Source organism: Glycomyces sp. NPDC047010, from assembly GCF_040644205.1.
In the GTDB taxonomy this organism is placed as follows: Bacteria; Actinomycetota; Actinomycetes; order Mycobacteriales; family Micromonosporaceae; genus Glycomyces.
In genome coordinates, this window is record NZ_JBEYVY010000003.1 from 128,227 (window position 1) to 147,678 (window position 19,452).

A 19,452-nucleotide genomic window follows, 5' to 3' on the forward strand; every position below is an offset into this window, starting at 1 on the left:
GGTGTGCGCGTTCTCGCAGTTCCGGGGCGCGGGACGGTCCGGCGTCCCCGCCGATCGGCGGGTGCGGAACGGCCGGGCGGCGGGACGGCCCCGTCCCGGCGGCGGGCGCGGTCCCGCGCATCGAAGGATGGGAACGTCCCCGGGCCCGCCGCACCCTGGGCCCATGACTGACACCATCGCATTGCGCGCAAAGGAACCGGGCCCGCAGGACCCCGCGCTCGCGCCGCCCCCGGACCAGGGGGCGGGGATCGGGCGCATCCTCGGCCTCGACGCCGCCCGAGCCGTCGCGGTCTTCGGCATGTACTACTCGCACGTCGGCCCGTGGGCCGACGAGTACGGGACGTGGAAGTCCTTCCTCATGGACCTCCCCCACGGCCGCTCGTCGGCGCTGTTCGCGACGCTCGCCGGGCTCTCGCTCGTGCTCATCGCCGGCGGCTCGGCGCCGAAGACGGGCCGGCCGCTGCGCCAGGCCGTCGTCAAGATCGCGATCCGCGCGGTCCTGCTGCTGGCCCTGGGCACGTGGCTCACCAGCACGGGCACCTCGATCGTGGTGATCCTCGCGTTCTACGGCCTGTACTTCCTGCTCGCGCTCCCGTTCGTGAAGCTGCGGGCGCGGACGCTCGCGATCCTCGCCGTCGCGTGCGGCCTCGGCGGTCCGGTCCTCGTGCAGCTCATGTGGACGGCCACCTGGACGGAGGGCTTCGACGCGCACGACCCGCTCGTGCAGTGGGGCGGCGACGGCCTGCTCTCGCTGCTGCTCATGGGGACCTACCCGGCGATGGCGTGGATGGCGTACATCTTCACCGGAATGGCGTTGGGCCGCTTGGACTTCACGCGCAAGGCGGTCCGCGTGCGGCTGGCGATCGTGGGCCCGGCGCTGGGCCTGCTCGGCTACGGCGGGGCATGGCTGCTCGGGAAGCTCATGCCCGAGCCCGCGACGGGGTTCGACGACGAGGCGTACGCGGCGTTCGACGAGGCGTGGAAGCAGGCGGTCGGCAGCGCCGACACCGACACGTGGACCGAGGAGCAGTGGAAGGAGTTCGACGCCGAGAACGCCTGGATCTACGACAAGCTCCCCGCCGACGACGGCTCCATGGGCACGGGGTTCGACTGGACGGCGCTGACCGGCGCCACGCCGCACTCGGACACCCCGTTCGAGCTGGCCGGGAACATCGGCGTCGCGATCTCCGTCATCATCGGGCTGGTCGCGCTGCTCGGCTACTGCGGCGCCGTGAGCAAGTGGTCCCGCCGCGTCCTCGCACCGCTCATCGCGGTCGGCTCGATGTCGCTGACGGTGTACGTCGCGCACATCGCGGGCGTCTGGTTCCTCGTCGACCATCCCGCGAACGAGGTCGGGTACGAGACGGGCTGGCGCATGTGGGCGGTGTTCTGCGTGGCCGCGATGCTGTTCGCGCTCGTCTGGAAGCGGCTGCTCAAGCGCGGCCCGCTCGAATGGGCGCTGACGCTCGCCACGAAGCCCGCGAAGTTCGTGAAATAGGACGGTCGGCGGGGGCCGGTGCGGCGGCCCCCGCCGACCTGTCCAGGGTCAGCGATCCGGGTGGGGAGCGGGACGGCTCCTAGTTCAGACCGGCGGCGATGGCGTTCACCAGCTGTCCGTTGCTGGTGTCGCCCGAGAGCTCCCAGGAGAACGCGCCGCCGAGGCTCTGACTGTCGAGCCAGGCCGTCTTCGTCGCGATCGTCGCCGGGGTGTCGTAGCTCCACCACTCGTTGCCGCACTTGGCGTAAGCGGTGCCGGCGACGGTGCCCGTGGCCGGGCATTCGTTCACGAGGACCTTGTAGTCCTCGATGCCGGCCTCGTAGGTGCCGGGGGCCGCGCCGGTGGCGGAACCGCCCGGCGTCGCCTGCGTGACGCCCGTCCAGCCGCGGCCGTAGAAGCCGAAGCCGAGGAGCAGTTTCTCGGAGGGAACGCCGAGCGACTTGAGCTTGGCGATCGCGGTGGCGCCGTCGAATCCGGCGATGGGCTGGCCGCTGTAGGAGTTCAGCGGCGAGTGGGGTGCGGTGGGCCCGTCGGCGTCCCAGGCGCCGAAGTAGTCGTAGGTCATCACCTGGTAGTAGTCGACGTACTGGGCGGCCGTGCCGTACCCGCCGAGGTCGATCTTGCCGCCGGAGGTGCCGTCGGCGGTGATCGCGGCGGTGACGAGCTCGTTCCCGAACTTCGAGCGCAGCGCGCTCATGAGGTTCGTGAACGCTTGCGTCCCACTGGAGTCGCAGGTGAGGCCGCAGGCGTTCGGGTACTCCCAGTCGATGTCGATGCCGTCGAACAGGCCGTTCCAGCGGGAGTCGTGCAGCAGGTTGTAGCAGGACTCGGCGAAGGCCGCCGGGTTCTGCGCGGCCTGCCCGAAGCCGCCGGAGTAGGTCCAGCCGCCGAAGGACCAGACGATCTTGATGTCCGGGTACATCTCCTTCAGCTTCAGGAGCTGGTTGAAGTTGCCGCGCAGGGGCTGGTCCCACGTGTCGGCGACCCCGTCGACCGACTGGTCGGCGGTGTACGCCTTGTCGATCGCCGCGTAGGAGTCGTCCAGCGTGCACTGGCCGTTCTTGACGTTGCCGAAGGCGTAGTTGATGTGGGTGAGGTCCTCGGCCGAGCCGGAGGAGACGATGTTCTTCACGTGGTAGTTGCGGCCGTAGACGCCCCACTCGGTGAAGTACGCGGCGTTGATGGAGCCGCCGGTGCCGGGTTCACCCGTCGGTTCCTCTGTGGGCTCCTGGGTGGTCGGGTTCGCGCTGGTCGTCGGGTCGGTGCCGCCGCCGCAGGCGTCGAGCGTCTGCCAGACGCCCCACTCGCCGGTGGTGCCGGGTTCCTCGTTGGTGGTCCACCACTTGGCCTTGTAGTTGTAGCCCTCGTGGCTGACCAGGTCACCGCCGACGTAGACCTTCGAGGAGGCCCACGCGGTGTTGCAGGTGACGGCAGCGTTCGCAGTGAAGGGATTCGCGACGGTGTAGATCAAACCGGTCGTGAACAGGGCCAGAGCCGCGGTCACGACGGCGATGAAGCGCCGGGTCCTCAGTCGTCTCAATGTTCCTCCCAAAAGTAAAGAGACTTAACTGATAGGTATCTTTATTTTTATGGGAGGGCCTGTCGAAAGTCAAGCATTCGCATCGAAAAATTTCAATGGCGGCTTTGTTACCGAAATGGGAGCGCGGCCGCGGCGAGCACGCACCGTCACCATTGGCTCGACGCTTTCGCTTTGCGGGGCACCGCTAAGGTGTTCTTTGAAGGCAGGCAGGGCCGGAGGGGCGGATCCGCCGCGAGGGCGCATCGTCAGCGATGCGGCGCACGGTGGACCCGCCCCTCACTGCGTTCCATTGCGATTCACGGACATCGATCCGTAACAGCCAGCCGTTGCGTTTGAAACCCCGGAAGAGTAGAACGCACACGACCACCATCGCCGCCAGCGCGAGCGGGTACCCGACCGCCCAGTGCAGCTCCGGCATCTCCTTGAAGTTCATGCCGTAGATCCCGGAGATGATCGTCGGCGCGATCGCGATCGCCGCCCACGCCGAGATCTTCTTCGTGTCCTCGTTCTGCCACGTCCCGATCTGCCCCTGGTGCGCGGTCAGGACCGTGGTCAGCAGGCTCATGCACGTCTCCACCGAGGAGTCCACGCGGATGAGGTGCCCGGCGACCTCCCCGAAGCCCGAGCGGTCGAACACCGGCGCACCCGAGCGGCCCTGCCGCACGGCGTGCGCGAAGGTCGTCAAGGGCCGCACCGCGTTCTGGAACTCCAGGGTCTCGCGGATGAGGAAGTAGATCTCCTGGTTGCGGTCGACGCGCTGCCCGGAGAAGACGTCCCGCTCCAGGTCGGCGACGTCGTCGGTGAGGTCCTCGACGGCGTCGTCGTAGTGCTCCACGACCGCGTCGAACAGGGCGTGGACGACCGCGCCGACCCCGCCGGAGCGGAACTTGCGGTCCTGGAGCCGTTCGCGCACATGGGGAACGGGGTCCACGACGCCGCGGCGCACGGTGACCAGCGACCGGCCGTCGGTGAAGATCGCGAGGTCCCCGGTCTCGACCTGGCGGGTCGCCTCGATGTACCAGACGGTCTTGACCAGCAGCAGCGCCGCGTCGTCGATGACCTCCACTTTGGGCCGCGGGTGGACGGCGGCGGCGGGGTAGGTCCCGAAGCGGTCCATGCCGAGCGCGGCGAGCGCCTCGGGCAGGGCCTCGGCGTCGTCGGCCTCGAACTCGACCCAAGCGAACGCCCCGTCGGCGCCCGCGTCGGCCCGCAGCCGGTCGCCGCCGCCTTGACGGTCCTCGGCGCCCTCGGCCGTGACCACGGTGTAGTCGATCATCCGCTCCCCCAGTTCCGCCAGGGTTCCGAGTCTAAGCCGCCCAGGACGATGCGCTGGGCGGCTTCGTGGGCGCGGCGGGTCAGGCGGCGGTACTCGTTGAGGAACCGCTCGGTGTCCTCGCCGAAGCCGAGCGTCTGGGCGAGCGCGGCGAGTTCGGGGCCCGAGCGCGGGAGGTCGTCGCGGGGGACGCCGCGCGCGAGCGTCATGTCGTTGCGCACCCGCGAGACGAACAGCCACGCCTCGCGCAGCGACAGGAGGTCGGCGGCGTTGAGGTGCCCGGCCGCGGCCGCGGCTTCGAGCGCGGGGACGGTGCGGGTGGTGCGGATCGCGGGGTCGTCGCCGTGCTCCAGTTGCAGGAGCTGCGCGGTCCACTCGATGTCCACGAGGCCGCCGCGTCCGAGTTTGGTGTGGCCGTTGGGGTCCGCGCCCCTCGGGAGGCGCTCGGAGTCCACGCGGGCCTTGACGCGCCGGAACTCGACGCGCTCGGCCTCGGTGAGCCCGCCGGGGCGGTACCTGACGCCGTCGGCGAACTCGGTCCAGAGCGCGGCGAGCGCCTCGTCCCCGGCCACGGGCCTCGCGCGCAGGAGCGCCTGGCGCTCCCACAGGCGGGCCCGGTCGGCGTAGTAGCGGCGGTACGCGGCGAAGCTCGGCGCGATCGCGCCGCCCTTGCCTTCGGGCCGCAGGTCGAGGTCGAGGTCCAGGGGCGGATCGGCCGTGGGGGCGCCGAGGAGGGTGCGCACGGTGCCGACGACCTTCGCGGCGGCCTTGCGCTGGGCGTCGTCGGCGCCGTCGTGGACGAACACGACGTCCGCATCGGACCCGTACCCGGTCTCGCGCCCGCCGAAGCGGCCCATGCCGACCACGAGCATCGGCGGCACGTCGTCCAGTCCGCGGGCCCCGATCTCCAGGGCCGCTTCGAGGACCGCGTCGGTGAGGTCCGAGAGCGCCAGGCCCACTTCCTGGTCGTCGATGATCCCGAGGAGGTCGGCGGCGGCGATGCGGATGAGCTCGCGGCGCCGGATCGAGCGCACGGCGCCCACGGCGGCGGTCGGGTCCGAGTGGCGCGCGGCGGCCTGGCGCATCCCCGCGGCCAGCTCCGCGCGCGGGCGCGGCGTCAGGTCGGCGTTGTCGGAGAGGTACCGGAGCGACTGCGGCACATGCAGGAGCAGCGACGTGAAGTAGCGCGAGGTGCCGAGCAGGCGCGCGAGCCGGACCGCCGCGGGGCCGCCGTCCCGGAGCAGCCGCAGGTACCAGGGGGTGGTGCCGAGCTTGTCGGAGACCTGCCGGTACGCGAGGAGCCCGCGGTCGGGCTCGGGCGAGTCGGCGAGCTCGTGGAGGACGACCGGCAGCAGCGCCTTCTGCACGGTGGCCGTGCGGGAGACGCCCGCGGTGAGCTTCTTGATGTGGGTGAGCGCGCTCGCGGGGTCGTTGAAGCCGAGGACGGCGAGCCGCCCGGCGGCCTGCGCCTCGCTCATGCGCAGCTCGGCGGTGGACACGCGGGTGACGGCGTCCAGGAGGGGCTTGTAGAGGAGCTTCTCGTGAAGGCGCCGCGCGGTCGTGGCGTGCGCGCGCCAGGCGGCGAGGAAGCCCTCGTCGGTCGTGTATCCGAGGGTGCGGGCGAGGTGGTGGAGCGGCTCGCCGCCGTCGGGGACGCGGTGGGTGCGCAGGAGCCGCTGGAGCTGGAGGCGGTGCTCGACGGTGCGCAGGAAGACGTACGTGTCGGACAGGTCCTCGCCGTCGCGCCGGGCCAGGTACCCGCCCGCGACGAGCACGTCGAGGGCCTCCAGTGTGGACCGGACCCGCAGGGCCGGGTCGCCGCGGCCGTGGACCAGTTGCAGCAGTTGCACGGCGAACTCGATGTCGCGCAGGCCGCCCGGGCCGAGCTTGATCTCGTACTTGCGTTCGGCGGCGGGCACGGAGTCGACGACCTTGCGGCGCATGTCCCGGATGTCGGCGACCACCCCGGGCCGGTCGGCCGCGCCCCAGATGAACGGCTGCACGGCCGCGAGCCATTCGAGCCCGAGCTCCAGGTCCCCCACGGCCGGACGGGCTTTCAGGAGCGCCTGGAACTCCCACGTGCGGGCCCAGTCCTTGAGGTACGCGGCGTACGACTCGATCGTGCGCACCAGCGCGCCCGAGCGCCCCTCGGGCCGCAGCCCGGCGTCGACGGGCCACGTCGCGGGCCCGACGACCTGGATCAGGTGCGCGGCCTGCCGGGTGGCGAGCGCGAGGTCCCCTTCGGCGACGAACACCACGTCCACGTCGGACACATAGTTCAGTTCCTCGGCGCCGGTCTTGCCCATGGCGATCACGGCGAGGCGCGTGTCCCCGGGATGCTCCTCACGGGCGAGCTCCAACCCCCGCGAGAGGACCGCATCGGCGAGCCGCGAGAGCGAATCGGAGGTGGCCTTGAGATCCGTCACCCCGGTGAGGTCAGCGGCCGCGATGCGGAGGAGGTTCTCCTTCCAGGCGGTGTTCAACTGGAAGGGCCCGGCGGCGCGCAGGCGCGCGAAGCCCGCGTCCTCGTCCTCGGTGAGCGCCGGCTCGGACTCGGGGTGGGCGCGCAGGAAGTCGGCCAGCGCATTGCTGGCCGCGACGACCGCGAGGCGCCCCTCGTCCGCGTCCACCGCTCGCTCGCTCTCAGACGTCAAGGAGCGGCAGCATCTTCTTCTCGCCCGCGGCCACCTTCGCGAACCGCTGGAGGATGGGCTTCCACGTGTGGACGATGTGCTCGTCGACCTCGGCGGCCTTCGCGAGCGCCGCACTGTCGAAAGCGGGACCGTCGAACCCGTCGAAGCCCGCGAGCTGCTCGGGCGTGAACTCGAAGTGCGACTGGACGCCCCAGGCGCTGTCGCGGATGCGGAAGATCTCAAGGGCCCCTTGCGGAGAGGCCGCCAGCAGCGTCGCGCCCTCGGGGAGCTCCACGAGCTCCTGGCGGCGCCAGCGGATCACGTCGATGGTCATGGGCGCGGGGCCGAACACGAGGTCCCGTCCGGCGGCGTCGCGCTTGGCGAGCATCCGCGGGCCGTTCGGCGCGTCGTGGTCCTCGACGCGGCCGCCGAACGCGGCGGCGAGGAGCCGGGAGGAGGAGCAGATCGCGAGGAGCGGCGTCTGGTCGGCGACCGCGGTGGTCAGGAGCCCGGCGAGGTCCTCGCTCCAGTCCTTCCCGCGGCCGCCCCCGAGCGCGATCAGGGCCTCATTCCCCCCGGCCGAGTTCGGCACGGCCTCACCGAGGTGCGGCCGCACGACGTCCAACTCCATACCGGCCTCGGCCAGCCATGCGGCGGCCCGCCCGAGGCCCTGCTCCGGATCGTTCTCGATGACGAGTGCGGTGGTCACCATCCCATGCTAGTGGGTCGCCGGAACCAGGAGTGAGTGCTCCGTGGTCGCGGCAGCTCATGCGGCTCCGGCCGCGCGCGGTTCGCGGCCTTGTCGAACAGGTGTGTGACGAGAGCCATGCGAGCCGAGCCGTTTCGTGCCATCCGACAGGTCGTTATCCGGTCATGCAGCTTCGGTACCGGTTCCGGGTCTACCCGACCAGACCGCAGCGGGCGATGCTCGCGCGGACCTTCGGGTGCATCCGAGTCGTCTACAACGACGCCGTCGCCGCACGAAGGAATGCACACGCCCAGGGCGAACGCCTCCCGTCCACCGCGGCCCTCGACAAGGCCCTGATCACGATCGCCAAACGCACCGAGGAACGCGCATGGCTCGCGGAGGTCTCGACGGTCCCGTTGCAGCAGGCGTTGCGGGACTGCGACTCGGCCTACCGGAACTTCTTCGACTCGCGCGCGGGACGGCGCAGAGGCCCCCGGATGGGTCCGCCGCGGTTCAGGCGCCGGTCAGGAGTCCAGTCGGCGCGGTTCACCAAGCGCGGTTTCAGGGTCAGGGCGGGCGGGGGCCTGTATCTCGCGAAGGTCGGAGTGCTGAAGGTCGCCTGGTCCCGGAACCTGCCGTCGGAGCCGACGAGCGTCACCGTCGTCATGACCGCGACCGGCAAGTACTTCGCGAGCTTCGTCGTCTCGCTTGACGACGGCGCGGAAGCGCTCGAACCTCCGGCGGACCCGGAGGCCGAGACCGGGATCGATCTGGGGCTGAAGGACTTCGCCGTGCTGCGCGGCGGCAGGGTGATCGAGAACCCCCGGTTCTTCAAGTGCCTGGAGCGGAAGCTCAAACGGGCCCAACGGGACCTGTCGCGGAAGTCGCAGGGTTCGGCGAACCGGGCCAAGGCGCGGCTGCGGGTGGCGAAGGTCCACGAGAAGATCGGGCAGAAGCGATCGGACTGGATCGACAAGCAGGTCAAGACGCTGGTGAGCGAGAACCAAGCTCTCTATGTCGAAGACCTGAACGTCAAGGGCCTGGCCCGGGGAAGATCCGCGAAGTCGGTGCGGGACGCCGCGTTCGGCATGTTCCTGACCCGGCTAGAATCGAAGGCCGCCAGAGCGGGCCGGACGTTCGTGCGGGTCGACCGGTTCTTCCCCTCCACCCGCCTGTGTTCAGCTTGCGGAGCACTGACCGGGCCGGCCGGGCTCGCAGGGCTCCGCGTCCGCAGGTGGGAATGCGGATGCGGAGCCCGGCACGACCGTGACGAGAACGCCGAGATCAACATCAGGCGCGAGGGTCGACGCCTCGTGGCCGCCGGGCAGGCGGACACGTGAAACGCCTGCGGAGTCCGCGTCAGACCCGGGAGACCGGGCGGCGGACGTCGAAACAGGAACCCGTCCGTAGACGGGCCGCTTCCGCGGCCCGCGAGCCGGAGTATCGCCGCCGTGACCGGCGGCGAGGATGTCAAAGATTGATATAGCGTTTCCGCTCGAAGGCGGTCACCTGGGTGCGGTAGTCCTCCCACTCCTGGCGCTTGTTCTTCAGGAAGTAGTCGAAGACGTGTTCGCCGAGGACTTCGGCGACGAGCTCGGAGGACTCCATCTTGTCGAGTGCCTCGGCGAGGTTGCTCGGGAGGGACTGGTATCCGGCGGCGACGCGTTCGGCGGCGGTGAGGGCCGAGACGTCGTCCTCGGTGCCCGGGGGCAGCTCGTAGCCCTCTTCGATGCCCTTGAGGCCGGCGCCGAGGAGGACGGCGTAGGCGAGGTACGGGTTCGTGGCGGAGTCGAGCGAGCGGATCTCGACGCGGGCCGAGTTCGGCTTGCCGTAGACGGGGACGCGCACGAGCGCGGACCGGTTGGCCTTGCCCCACGAGACGTACGAGGGGGCCTCGGAGATCTGGCCCGGCTGGGCGCTGGAGTAGAGGCGCTTGTAGGAGTTGACCCACTGGTTGGTGATCGCGGTGAACTCGGGCGCGTGGCGCAGGAGCCCGGCGATGAACGCCTTGGCGGTCTTGGAGAGGCGCTGCTCGTCGCCCGGGTCGTGGAACGCGTTGTCCTCGCCCTCGAAGAGCGACAGGTGCGAGTGCATGCCGGAGCCGGGCTGGGTGTTGTACGGCTTGGGCATGAAGGACGCGGTGACGTCGGAGGTCATCGCGATCTCCTTGACCACGTGCCGGAACGTCATGATGTTGTCGGCCGTGGTCAGCGCGTCGGCGTACCGGAGGTCGATCTCCTGCTGGCCGGGGGCCACCTCGTGGTGGGAGAACTCGACGGAGATGCCGACCCGCTCCAGGGCGAGGATGGCCTGGCGGCGGAAGTCGCGGGCCACGGAGTGGGTGGTGTGGTCGAAGTAGCCGCCGTCGTCCACGGGCTCGGGCTTCGCGCCGGTCTCCGGGAAGATGTCCTTGAACAGGAAGAACTCGATCTCGGGGTGGACGTAGAACGTGAACCCGCGGTCGGCGGCCTTGGACAGGGCCCGGCGGAGCACGTGGCGCGGGTCGGCCCAGGACGGTGCGCCCTCGGGGGTGAGGATGTCGCAGAACATGCGCGCGGACTCGCCGATGCCGCGGCCCTCGAACGGGAAGACCTGGAACGTGGTCGGGTCGGGCATGGCGACCATGTCGGACTCGTACACGCGGGCGAAGCCCTCGATGGCGGAGCCGTCGAAGCCGATGCCCTCGTCGAACGCGGACTCCAGTTCGGCGGGGGCGACGCTCACGGACTTGAGCGTTCCCAGGACGTCCGTGAACCACAGCCGCACGAAGCGGATGTCGCGTTCTTCGAGCGTGCGAAGCACGAACTCCTTCTGCCGTTCCATGGTGTCCTCCTCTGTCCTGGGGCGGCAATTGTCTCACCTGATTATGTCGCCGAAGTTAACCCGGGCAGGCCGAGTCCAAAACGTGAGTGGAGGTACATTCGGAAGCATGTTCGCAGGTGAGATCACAAGTTTGTGGCGGTATCCGGTCAAGGGCCTCAGGGGGGAGCCCCTGACGTCGGCGGTGGTCGACGCGGCCGGGATGGCGGGCGACCGGCGCCTGGGCCTCTACGAGCCGGGCACCGACAAGTCCGTGTGGGGCGGCAGCCACCCGAAGATGATGGGGTGGGAGGCCGCGTTCCCGGCGCAGTGCGGCACCGCCGACTCCTCCGCGGGCGACCCGGTGCTCTACGAGTCCGGCGGCGCCGCCTGGGGCGTTGACGACGCGGACCTGCCCGCGCGTCTCGCCGAGACGATCGACGCGCAGAAGGGCGTCGAGCTGCGGCCGACCAAGGGCACCGGGGACCGCGTCCTCGTGGTGTTCGAGGCGAGCGTGAAGGCGTTGAGCGAGCGCATGGGCCGCGAGATCGAGGCGGCGCGGTTCCGGCCGAACGTGATCGTCTCGGCCGACCTGGAGCCCTTCGCCGAGTACCAGATCCCGATCGGTACGCCGATCCGCTTGGGCGACAACGAGTTCGTGCTGCACAAGCCGTGCGAGCGGTGCGTCCTGCCGAGCTGGACCCCCGACGGCTCGAACGTGCGGGACAAGGAGCTGCACCGCACGATCATCGCCGAGCTGGACAACCACTTCGGGCTGTACCTGAAGACCCCCGAACGCGCGATCATCCGCGTCGGCGACAAGATCGCCGCCTGAACGCTAGGACGCCCTGAGCCGGGGATCGGTCGGCTCAGGGCGCAATCCCAGCATAAACGCCGGGTGCGACATGCTGGGTTCACGAGCCCGTGACGCGCGCGACCCTCACGGGTACGCGCTTCAGCCCGCGGTCGCCCAGCGGTGGATGAACCCGTACAGGTCCTCCACGGAGCGTCCGGTCGCGGTCGCGCGGGGCCACGGGCGGCCGTAGTGGTCGATGTAGGCGGTCGGGCAGCCGCGGTCGGCGGCCGGGGCCAGGTCGTTGACCGGGATGTCGCCGACGCTGAGGATCTGCTCGGGCTTGCGGTCCTCCAGCAGGTCGTCGAGCATCCGCTCCAGGCCCACGGGCTTGGCGGCGTCGCCGACGACGCGGTCGAACAGGCCGTCGAGGCCGAGCCGGTCGAGCACGGGTTCCAGCGTCGCCTCGGGGGCGTTGGTCACGAGGTGGACCTCCACGGTGCGCGGCAGGCTCCAGATGAACTCCGCGAAGCCCTCCGGGGCCCAGACCGCGAAGTCCCCCGCGGCCATGCGCTCGCGGGTGGCCTCGTACGCGGCGGCGCGGGCCGCGTCGGGGACGCCGAACTCGCCGGCGAGGCGGCGGACGGCGTTGTCGGCGTCGAAGGCGTCGAACGTGGACGCGGTGGTGGGCTTGCCCGCGACGAACGCGGCATGGGCGGCGAGGAAGGCGCGTTCGTCCTCGGGTTCGAGTTCGGCAGCGACGAGGCGGGCATAGTGGGTGGCGTGCTCGGAGCCGAGCCGCACGGTGCCGTCGTAGTCGAAGAGCAGGATGGCGTCGTTCACGTACTGAGACGCTACGCGATGCGCGAGCCGAACCCCTAGGGCCGGGCGCGTTTGCGGCTCGAAAGCTTCGTCACACGCGCCCGGCGGGGGCGGCTACTCGAAACCGTGCTCCTTCGCGGGGAACTCGCCCGCGCGGACCTCGTCGGCGTAGGCCTTGACGGCGTCCTGGAGGACGGAGGCGAGGTCGGCGTAGCGCTTGACGAAGCGCGGGGGCTTGCCCTGCCGCAGTCCGGCCATGTCCTGCCATACGAGGACCTGCGCGTCGGTCTCGGACCCGGCGCCGATGCCGATCGTGGGGATCGGGAGGCGCTTGGTGATCTCGGCGGCGACCGAGGAGGTCACCATCTCCAGGACCACGGCGAACGCCCCGGCGTCGGCGACGGCGTGCGCGTCGGCCTCGACCTCCGCGGCCTGGGCGTCGCGGCCCTGGACTCGGTAGCCGCCGAGCGTGTGCTCGCTCTGCGGCGTGAACCCGATGTGGCCCATGACGGGAATGCCCGCGCCGGTGAGGGCCCGGATCTGCTCGGCCATGCGGCGGCCGCCTTCGAGCTTGACGGCGTGCGCGCCGGCCTTCATGAACCTGACGGCGGTCTCCAGGGCCTGCGCGGGCCCGGCCTCGTAGGAGCCGAACGGCAGGTCGGCGACGATGAGGGTGCGGTGGGTCGAGCGGGCGACGGCCGCGACGAGCGGCAGCAGCTCCTCGACCGAGACCTGGAGGGTGGTCTCGTACCCGTAGACGTTGTTCGCGGCGGAGTCGCCGATGAGCAGCGCCGGGATGCCGGCCTCGTCGAAGAGGGCGGCCGTGTACTGGTCGTAGGAGGTCAGCATCGCCCACTTCTCGCCGCGCTCTTTGGCTTCGATGAGGTGGCGGGTGCGGACCCGCTTGACGGTCTTGCCCGGCCCGTACAGGCTCGGGATCTCGTCGGGGGAATTGGATGCGTCGTTGGCTGACAGCGTCATCGCAGTGCTCCAGGATCTCCTCGTGGCCGGCTCGCCGGTCCCCGGGTGGTTACAGAACAAAACTAACGCTCATCGATATATATGTCACGCGTCCGCAACGCCGTTGTGACAAATCACCCCGGGGCGGGGCCCCGGGGTGCGCTCCTACTTCCCTCGGAAGCGATTGGTGATCGGCAGGCGCCGGTCCCGCCCGAAGGACTTGATGGTGATCTTCGTGCCGGGCGCCGACTGGCGGCGCTTGTACTCGGCGCGGTCGACCAGGCCGGTGATCCGCTCCACGACGTCGGCCGGGTAGCCCTGCTCCACGAGGTCCTCGCGCCCGGCGTCGCCGTCCACGTACCCGGAGAGGACGCCGTCGAGGACCTCGTAGTCGGGCAGGGAGTCCGAGTCCTTCTGGTCGGGCCGCAGCTCCGCGCTCGGGGGCTTCAGGATCGTGTTCTCCGGGATCGGCTCGGGCTCGCCGAGGCTGTGGGCCTTCGCGTTCCGCCAGGTCGCGAGCTCGTAGACGAGGGTCTTGTAGACGTCCTTGATCGGCGCGAACCCGCCCACGGCGTCGCCGTAGATCGTCGAGTAGCCCACGGCGTACTCGCTCTTGTTGCCCGGCGCGAGCACCAGGTGCCCGTGCTGGTTCGACAGGGCCATGAGCAGCGTGCCGCGTACGCGCGCCTGGAGGTTCTCCACGGCGAGCCCCGAGACGGCGATCTCGGAGAGGTAGGCGTCGACGATCGGCTGGATCGCCTCGACCGAGTACTCCAGGCCGCAGCGGCGCGCCAGCTCGGCGGCGTCGTCGAGCGAGTGGCCCGAGGAGTACTGGCTGGGCATGGACACGACGTGGACCTTGTCGGCGCCGATCGCGTCGCGCGAGAGGACCGCGGTGAGCGCGGAGTCGATGCCCCCGGAGAGCCCGAAGATCACCGACTTGAAGCCGTTCTTGCGCACGTAGTCGCCCAGGCCGAGGCGCAGGGCCTCCCAGATCTCCTCCAGGCGGTCGAGCTCGGGCGCGAACGGCGGCTCGATGCGGGTCTCGACGGCGGCGGGCGCCTCGGAGAGGACGTGCAGCGAGGTGCTCATCTCGGTCGCGGAGTGGTTCGCGAGGTCGCCGTCGGCCGCGGCCGCCAGTTCGAGGTCGGCGACCAGCAGCTCGGAGCCGAAGCGGCGGCCCGAGGCGAGGAGCTTCCCGTCGGGGGCGGTGATGAACGAGCCGCCGTCGAAGACCAGCTCGTCCTGGCCGCCGACGATGTTCAGGTACGCGATCGGCGCCCCGGCCTCGGCGGCCCGCTGCGCCACGATCGCGCGGCGCCGCTCCTGCTTGCCCTGCTCGTACGGGGAGGCGTTGACGTTGACGACCAGGCCCGCGCGGGCCTGCGCGGCGGCGGTGACCGGGACCCCGCCCCACACGTCCTCGCAGATGGTGAAGGCCACGTCGACGCCGCCGATGCGCGCGAGGTGCAGTTCGTGGCCCGGCACGAAGTAGCGCTCCTCGTCGAAGACGCCGTAGTTAGGGAAATGCCGCTTGTAGTAGCGGAACAGGACCTTGCCGTCCTGGATCAGCGCCAGCGCATTACGGATGCCGCGCCCGCCGACCGCGCCGATGCTCGCGGGGACGGACCCGTCGGCGTCCAGGTATCCGACGGCGACGGGCAGCGCGCCGTTCCCGTCGGCGGCGAGTTCTTCGGCGAGGCGGGCGAGGCGCTCGCGGCTGGCCTCGACGAAGGAGTGGCGCAGGGCGAGGTCCTCGACCGGGTAGCCGGTGAGGGACTGCTCGCCGGTCGCCAGCAGGTGGGCGCCCGCGGCGGTGGCCGCGGTCGCCGCGCTGCGGATGAGTTCGGCGTTGCGGTCGAGGTCGCCTACGACCGGGTTGTCCTGGGCGAGTGCGATACGAAGCGTCGGCATGGGCCTATTCTTCCGCGCTTCCGTGCCTTACGTCATGTGACTTGCGCGAAGTCCACTTTTTGAGCGGGCGTCAGAAGGAGCGGTAGAGGAGGATGCCGGAGAGCACGAACCCGTAGACGACGATCGAGATGCGCAGGGGCCGCTCGGGGATGCGCTGGAAGACGCGGGCGCCGATGTAGCCGCCGATGAACGTGGCGGGCACGAGGGTGGCGATGGCGAGCCAGTCGACGTCGGCCCAGACGCCGTACATGACGCTGGTGACGATGCCGACGATCATCGTGCAGAAGTTCTTGAGCGCGCCGACCTTCGCGAGCTTCTCGGAGACGCTCATGGCGATGACGGCCATGAGGATGAGGCCGAGCGCGGCGTTGAAGTAGGAGCCGTACAGGCATCCGGCGAAGACGCCCGCGTGGAGCGCGAACGGGTGCAGGGCGCGGCCGCCGTTGAGGGCGGTGACCTTGCGGTTGATCCACGGGCCGATCGCCATGAGCACGGTCGCGGCGAGGACCAGGAACGGCACGATCGTCTCGAACACCGAGTGCGGGGTGTTCAGCAGCAGGAGCGCGCCGCACACGGAGGCGGCGAGCGCGGTGGGGATGAGCAGGAGCGCACGGCGCTTCTGGGGGCGCAGGTTCTCCCGGGACCCGACGGCCGCGGCGGCGTACGCGGGGGCGACGGCGATGCCGTTGGTGGCGTTGGCCTGGAGCGCGGGCACGCCGACGGCCATCAGCGTGGGGTAGGTGATGAGCGACCCGCCGCCGGCGACGGCGTTGAGCCCGCCGCCGAGGAGGCCCGCGACCACCAGTAGGGAGACCTGGAGCAGATTCATGGCCCGGCCAGCGTACGCTTGACCGCTGGGACGAGATGGCCAGGCGGCCGCGGCAGTGACGGGAGACCGTCAGTGTCGAGGAACGTCCGGGCTCCACAGGGCAGGGTGGTCGCTAACGGCGACCCGGGGCGACCCGCGGGACAGTGCCACAGAGAACAGACCGCCAGCTCGACTGGTAAGGGTGAAACGGTGGTGTAAGAGACCACCAGCGCCGCCGGTGACGGCGGCGGCTCGGTAAACCCCACCCGGAGCAAGGTCAAGAGGCGCCGCGAGGCGCTGCGCGAAGGCCACACAGGGCGGCCCGCCCGAACCCGCAAGGGTGCCTTCGCGGGTAGACCGCTTGAGCGCATCGGCAACGGTGCGCCTAGATGGATGGCCGCTCAACGACAGGACCCGGCGTATCGGCCATCTCGTCCCTCATTCTTTGCCCGCGAGGGGCCCGAGTCCGTAGTGGGACAGGAGCTTCGCCGTCGCGCGGGTCATTTCGGGGAGGTCGTCGGCGGGGTGCCAGCCGGCGTCCCACACCTCGTGGCCGTCGACGATGACCTGGGTGGTCTCGGGGTCGCGGACGAGGCGGAAGACGTTGTCGACCCAGCGGCCGTTGGTGTGGACCACGGCGTTCGGCCGCGCGGGGGCCAGCTCTTCGAGGCCCGCCTCGATGCCGGTCTCCTCGTTCAGCTCGCGGCGGGCGCCTTCGATCGGCTGCTCGCGGCGGTTGAGGAGGCCCGCGGGAAGGGACCAGCGCTTGCCGGGGGGCTGCTTGAGCATGAGGAGCCGCGTGCGGTCCTCGTCCATGACGAGGACGACGGAGCCGAGGGTGTAGGTGGGGGTCGCGATCCGCACGATGCGGCGGCGCAACGGGTGCGGGAGGCTGTAGAAGACCGTGCCCACGAAGCGCCGCAGCAGAGGCGCTTTCCGGCGCCGCACAGAGGGAGTCACGCCCACACCCTACAGACGCGCGAAAGGCCCGGAGCGTGGCGCTCCGGGCCTTTCAACGCGTGTTCGCTACTGCGGGCCGAGCTTGCGCGTGCCCGTGTAGTACTCGTAGGTGAGGCCGCCGACGGCGAAGAGCACCGCGACGATCCCGGCGGTGATGAGCCACACGAGCCAGAAGACGAGGCCGAGGCCGGTGAGGACCGCGGCGAGCGCCAGGCCCAGGGGCCAGTAGGAGCCGGGGCTGAAGAAGCCGACCTCGCCCGCGACGTCGGAGATCTCGCCGTCGGGGCGGTCCTCCGGGCGCGGGTCGATGCGGCGGGAGATCACCCAGAACACGAGCCAGACCATGCCGGTCAGCAGGCCCGAGAAGATGAGGGCGATAGTGCCGACCCACTCGACCTGGCCCGGGTGCCCGTAGGCGGGGTTCTCGTTGAGGTGGGTCCAGTAGCCGTATCCGGCCGCGAAGATGAACATCGTCACGGCCACGATCGCGAACAGCTTGTTCTCGGTCTTCATCGCTGGTCCCCTAGCTCGCTTCGCCGGTGGCCGGGTCGGTGTTGAACGGGTGCGTCTCGGTCGCGTACGGGGCCTGGCCGATGAGTTCGAGGGCCTCGGGGGTGGTCATCCCCTCGACGCGGGCGTTCACGAAGGTCTCGTAGTCCTCCGGGGAGACGACGCGCATCTCGAAGTTCATGAAGGCGTGGTAGGCGCCGCAGAGCTCGGCGCAGCGGCCCACGAAGGTGCCCTCGGAGTTGAAGTCGACCTCCCAGCGGGTGGTCTGCGCTTCGCTGCCGGGGATGAGGTCGCGCTTGAAGAGCAGGTCGGGGACCCAGAAGGAGTGGATGACGTCTTCGGCGTTGCCGACGAAGCGCACGTCGTCCTGGTTGGGGACCACGATGATCGGGATGTAGTCCGAGTCGCCGGTCTCGGTGACGGGCTGGCCGTCGGCGCCGGTGAGGGCCTCGCAATTCTCGTCGGTGTACGTGAACTGCCAGTTCCACTTGAAGGCGGTGACCTCGGTGCAGGCGGTCGGCTGGTCGCTCAGCTCGGTGACGTTGTCCTGCACGACGACCGTGTAGTAGAAGAGGATGCCGATGAGCACGAACGGCAGGGCCGTGAAGGTCAGCTCGGCGGGGAGGTTGTACTTGGTCTGGCGGGGCAGCTCGGTGTCGCTGTCCTTCTTCTTGTAGGCGGCGACGCACCAGAAGATCAGGCCCCACACGATGACGCCGACCACGAGGGCCGCGATCGTGGAGCCGATCCAGAGGTCGAACATCTGCTCGGACTGCGTGGTGGGGCGAGTCCGGGGCCAGCCCAGGTAGAAGGCGTCGTCAAGGCTGCAGCCCGCGAGGACGATTGGGAGCAGCGCGGCGATCCCGGTGAGACCTATCGCGCGGCGGGCTCGGCCGCGACGTTCTCGGGACGGTTTTCCGACCACCTGTCTCATGCCTTTCTCAGCGCTCGGCTCCGCGTCCGCCGCCGGGCAGGCGACATGGCACGGACTTGACGGCAAGAGCCTACTGCTTGGCTCGTGAAGCGGGGCGCAAGGGGTTGGGTTCGGGTCCGGGTGTCTTCTAGATTGGAACGGTGACCGAGACCTACTTCGACGGCGCGACCGCCCAGCCGCCCCATCCGGCGGCCCGCGACGCCTATGCTGCGGCTTTGTCGGAGGGCTGGGCGGGGCCCGGCAGACTGTACACATTGGGCCGCCGGTCCCGGATGCTGCTGGAGGCGGCGCGCCAGTCGGCGGCGGCCTCGCTCGGGGTGGGTGCCGATGAGGTCACTTTCACATCGAGTGGGACACAGGCCGTGCACGCCGGGGTACTCGGCGTCATCGCGGCCCGCAGCGATCCCGGTCCGCTCGTCCACAGCGCGGTCGAGCACTCCTCGGTGCTGCACGCGGCCCAGTGGCACGAGGCGCGCGGCGGGAAGGTCCAGGTGGTCCCGGTGGACCGGCTCGGCCGGGTCGACCCGGACCCGCTCGCGGCGATCGAAGGGACAGCCGACGGCGACGCCTCGGTGCTGGCCGTGCAGTCGGCGAACCACGAGGTCGGGACCCGGCAGCCGGTCGCGGCGATCGCGGCGAACGCGCAGGGCGTGCCGCTCGTGGTGGACGCGGCCGCGAGCCTGCCGTGGGAGCCGGTGCCCGCGGGCTGGTCGGTGCTGGCGGCCAGCGCGCGGAAGTGGGGCGGCCTGTCGGGGGCCGGGATCCTGGTGGTGCGCAGCGGGGTGCGCTGGCGCAACCCGTTCCCCGGGGAGGACTCCTCGATCCGGGAGGCCCTCGGTGAAGTGGACGTGGCGGCGGCGGTGGCCGCGGCGGCGTCACTGCGGGCGGTGGTCGCGGAGCGGGAGGATTTGTCGGCGCGGATGCGGGTGCTGACGGACCGGATCAGGGAGCACATCGCCGAGACCGTGCCCGAGGTGGAGCTGCCGGGCGATCCGGTGGACCGGCTGCCGCACATCGTCACGTTCTCGTGCCTGGGGGTGGACGGGGAGGTGCTGCTGACGGAGTTGAACCGGGCGGGGTTCGCGGTGTCGTCGGGGTCGGCGTGCGCGTCGACGCGGCTGCGGCCTTCGCACGTGCTCCAGGCGATGGGGGTGCTGTCGCACGGGAACGTGCGGGTGTCGCTGCACCGGGAGTCGACGGAGGCGGAGGTGGAGCGGTTCCTGGAGGTGCTGCCGGGGATCGTGGAGTCGATCCGGCGCCTCGCAAGGTGATCGGGACCTAAGTCCTAAGACGACCGGGATCACGGGGCGACCCGTGCGG

16 protein-coding genes and 1 other RNA gene are annotated in these 19,452 nt (G+C 70.5%); 5 read left to right on the forward strand and 12 right to left on the reverse strand.

Annotation, left to right across the window (positions count from 1 at the left end):
- Window positions 1-163 precede the first annotated feature (163 nt).
- Window positions 164-1,498 carry a heparan-alpha-glucosaminide N-acetyltransferase domain-containing protein gene (locus tag AB0A65_RS07060; protein WP_359947601.1) on the forward strand — a complete coding sequence of 445 codons (1,335 nt, stop codon included), beginning with the start codon at window positions 164-166 and terminating at the stop codon, window positions 1,496-1,498.
- A 79-nt stretch (window positions 1,499-1,577) separates the two neighbouring features.
- Here the strand turns inward: AB0A65_RS07060 and AB0A65_RS07065 are convergent, their stop codons facing one another.
- The 4 genes from AB0A65_RS07065 to AB0A65_RS07080 all read right to left on the reverse strand — a co-directional run bounded on the left by AB0A65_RS07065 (window position 1,578) and on the right by AB0A65_RS07080 (window position 7,653).
- A complete protein-coding gene (locus AB0A65_RS07065) occupies window positions 1,578-3,038 on the reverse strand; it encodes a glycosyl hydrolase family 18 protein (protein ID WP_359947604.1) in 1,461 nt (486 codons plus the stop codon).
- A gap of 184 nt (window positions 3,039-3,222) precedes the next feature.
- Window positions 3,223-4,314: a CorA family divalent cation transporter gene (locus AB0A65_RS07070; protein WP_359947607.1), complete on the reverse strand. Its 1,092-nt coding sequence runs from the start codon at window positions 4,312-4,314 to the stop codon at window positions 3,223-3,225.
- Window positions 4,311-6,965 (reverse strand): bifunctional [glutamine synthetase] adenylyltransferase/[glutamine synthetase]-adenylyl-L-tyrosine phosphorylase, encoded by a 2,655-nt coding sequence (locus tag AB0A65_RS07075; RefSeq protein WP_359947610.1) that lies wholly within the window; start codon window positions 6,963-6,965, stop codon window positions 4,311-4,313. Before AB0A65_RS07075 ends, AB0A65_RS07070 begins: the two co-directional genes overlap by 4 nt.
- Window positions 6,955-7,653 carry a type 1 glutamine amidotransferase gene (locus tag AB0A65_RS07080; RefSeq protein ID WP_359947613.1) on the reverse strand — a complete coding sequence of 233 codons (699 nt, stop codon included), beginning with the start codon at window positions 7,651-7,653 and terminating at the stop codon, window positions 6,955-6,957. Before AB0A65_RS07080 ends, AB0A65_RS07075 begins: the two co-directional genes overlap by 11 nt.
- Window positions 7,654-7,817: 164 nt before the next feature.
- On the opposite strand from AB0A65_RS07080, the gene AB0A65_RS07085 reads away from it, so the two are divergent.
- Complete coding sequence (locus tag AB0A65_RS07085) at window positions 7,818-8,972, forward strand: transposase (protein ID WP_359947616.1); 1,155 nt, start codon at window positions 7,818-7,820, stop codon at window positions 8,970-8,972.
- Between the two features lie 130 nt (window positions 8,973-9,102).
- On the opposite strand, the gene glnA is transcribed toward AB0A65_RS07085, so the two are convergent.
- The gene (gene glnA, locus AB0A65_RS07090) at window positions 9,103-10,455 is read right to left on the reverse strand and encodes a type I glutamate--ammonia ligase (protein ID WP_359947619.1); all 1,353 of its coding nucleotides are present in this window, start codon (window positions 10,453-10,455) and stop codon (window positions 9,103-9,105) included.
- A 106-nt stretch (window positions 10,456-10,561) separates the two neighbouring features.
- Between glnA and AB0A65_RS07095 the strand changes: the two genes are divergently transcribed.
- Window positions 10,562-11,266, forward strand: a complete 705-nt coding sequence (locus AB0A65_RS07095; protein ID WP_359947622.1) for an MOSC domain-containing protein — start codon at window positions 10,562-10,564, stop codon at window positions 11,264-11,266.
- A gap of 120 nt (window positions 11,267-11,386) precedes the next feature.
- Here the strand turns inward: AB0A65_RS07095 and AB0A65_RS07100 are convergent, their stop codons facing one another.
- The 4 genes from AB0A65_RS07100 to AB0A65_RS07115 all read right to left on the reverse strand — a co-directional run bounded on the left by AB0A65_RS07100 (window position 11,387) and on the right by AB0A65_RS07115 (window position 15,749).
- A complete protein-coding gene (locus AB0A65_RS07100) occupies window positions 11,387-12,067 on the reverse strand; it encodes a haloacid dehalogenase-like hydrolase (RefSeq protein WP_359947625.1) in 681 nt (226 codons plus the stop codon).
- Window positions 12,068-12,160: 93 nt separating this feature from the next.
- Window positions 12,161-13,027: a 3-methyl-2-oxobutanoate hydroxymethyltransferase gene (gene panB, locus AB0A65_RS07105; protein ID WP_359947628.1), complete on the reverse strand. Its 867-nt coding sequence runs from the start codon at window positions 13,025-13,027 to the stop codon at window positions 12,161-12,163.
- Between the two features lie 144 nt (window positions 13,028-13,171).
- Window positions 13,172-14,920, reverse strand: a complete 1,749-nt coding sequence (locus tag AB0A65_RS07110) for an NAD+ synthase (protein WP_359947630.1) — start codon at window positions 14,918-14,920, stop codon at window positions 13,172-13,174.
- A gap of 70 nt (window positions 14,921-14,990) precedes the next feature.
- Window positions 14,991-15,749, reverse strand: a complete 759-nt coding sequence (locus AB0A65_RS07115; protein ID WP_359947633.1) for a sulfite exporter TauE/SafE family protein — start codon at window positions 15,747-15,749, stop codon at window positions 14,991-14,993.
- Between the two features lie 31 nt (window positions 15,750-15,780).
- Between AB0A65_RS07115 and rnpB the strand changes: the two genes are divergently transcribed.
- Window positions 15,781-16,166: RNase P RNA component class A (gene rnpB, locus AB0A65_RS07120), an RNA gene on the forward strand.
- Here rnpB and AB0A65_RS07125 read toward each other — a convergent pair.
- The 3 genes from AB0A65_RS07125 to AB0A65_RS07135 form a co-directional block, all read right to left on the reverse strand.
- Entirely contained in the window at window positions 16,167-16,688 is a 522-nt protein-coding gene (locus AB0A65_RS07125; protein WP_359947636.1) for an NUDIX domain-containing protein, read from the reverse strand.
- Window positions 16,689-16,754: 66 nt separating this feature from the next.
- Window positions 16,755-17,201, reverse strand: a complete 447-nt coding sequence (locus AB0A65_RS07130; protein WP_359947639.1) for a cytochrome c oxidase subunit 4 — start codon at window positions 17,199-17,201, stop codon at window positions 16,755-16,757.
- 10 nt (window positions 17,202-17,211) lie between these two features.
- A complete protein-coding gene (locus AB0A65_RS07135) occupies window positions 17,212-18,132 on the reverse strand; it encodes a cytochrome c oxidase subunit II (RefSeq protein WP_359947642.1) in 921 nt (306 codons plus the stop codon).
- A gap of 140 nt (window positions 18,133-18,272) precedes the next feature.
- Here AB0A65_RS07135 and AB0A65_RS07140 point away from each other — a divergent pair, with 140 nt between their 5' ends.
- Window positions 18,273-19,403 carry an aminotransferase class V-fold PLP-dependent enzyme gene (locus tag AB0A65_RS07140; protein ID WP_359947645.1) on the forward strand — a complete coding sequence of 377 codons (1,131 nt, stop codon included), beginning with the start codon at window positions 18,273-18,275 and terminating at the stop codon, window positions 19,401-19,403.
- The last annotated feature ends 49 nt before the right edge of the window (window positions 19,404-19,452 follow it).

Excerpts from the sequence above, each read along its gene's own strand:
- AB0A65_RS07060 (WP_359947601.1), top strand. The coding sequence starts at position 164 with ATGACTGACACCATCGCATTGCGCGCAAAGGAACCGGGCCCGCAGGAC.
- AB0A65_RS07070 (WP_359947607.1), bottom strand. The coding sequence starts at position 4,314 with ATGATCGACTACACCGTGGTCACGGCCGAGGGCGCCGAGGACCGTCAA.
- AB0A65_RS07085 (WP_359947616.1), top strand. The coding sequence starts at position 7,818 with ATGCAGCTTCGGTACCGGTTCCGGGTCTACCCGACCAGACCGCAGCGG.
- glnA (WP_359947619.1), bottom strand. The coding sequence starts at position 10,455 with ATGGAACGGCAGAAGGAGTTCGTGCTTCGCACGCTCGAAGAACGCGAC.
- AB0A65_RS07095 (WP_359947622.1), top strand. The coding sequence starts at position 10,562 with ATGTTCGCAGGTGAGATCACAAGTTTGTGGCGGTATCCGGTCAAGGGC.
- panB (WP_359947628.1), bottom strand. The coding sequence starts at position 13,027 with ATGACGCTGTCAGCCAACGACGCATCCAATTCCCCCGACGAGATCCCG.
- AB0A65_RS07110 (WP_359947630.1), bottom strand. The coding sequence starts at position 14,920 with ATGCCGACGCTTCGTATCGCACTCGCCCAGGACAACCCGGTCGTAGGC.
- AB0A65_RS07115 (WP_359947633.1), bottom strand. The coding sequence starts at position 15,749 with ATGAATCTGCTCCAGGTCTCCCTACTGGTGGTCGCGGGCCTCCTCGGC.
- AB0A65_RS07130 (WP_359947639.1), bottom strand. The coding sequence starts at position 17,201 with ATGAAGACCGAGAACAAGCTGTTCGCGATCGTGGCCGTGACGATGTTC.
- AB0A65_RS07135 (WP_359947642.1), bottom strand. The coding sequence starts at position 18,132 with ATGAGACAGGTGGTCGGAAAACCGTCCCGAGAACGTCGCGGCCGAGCC.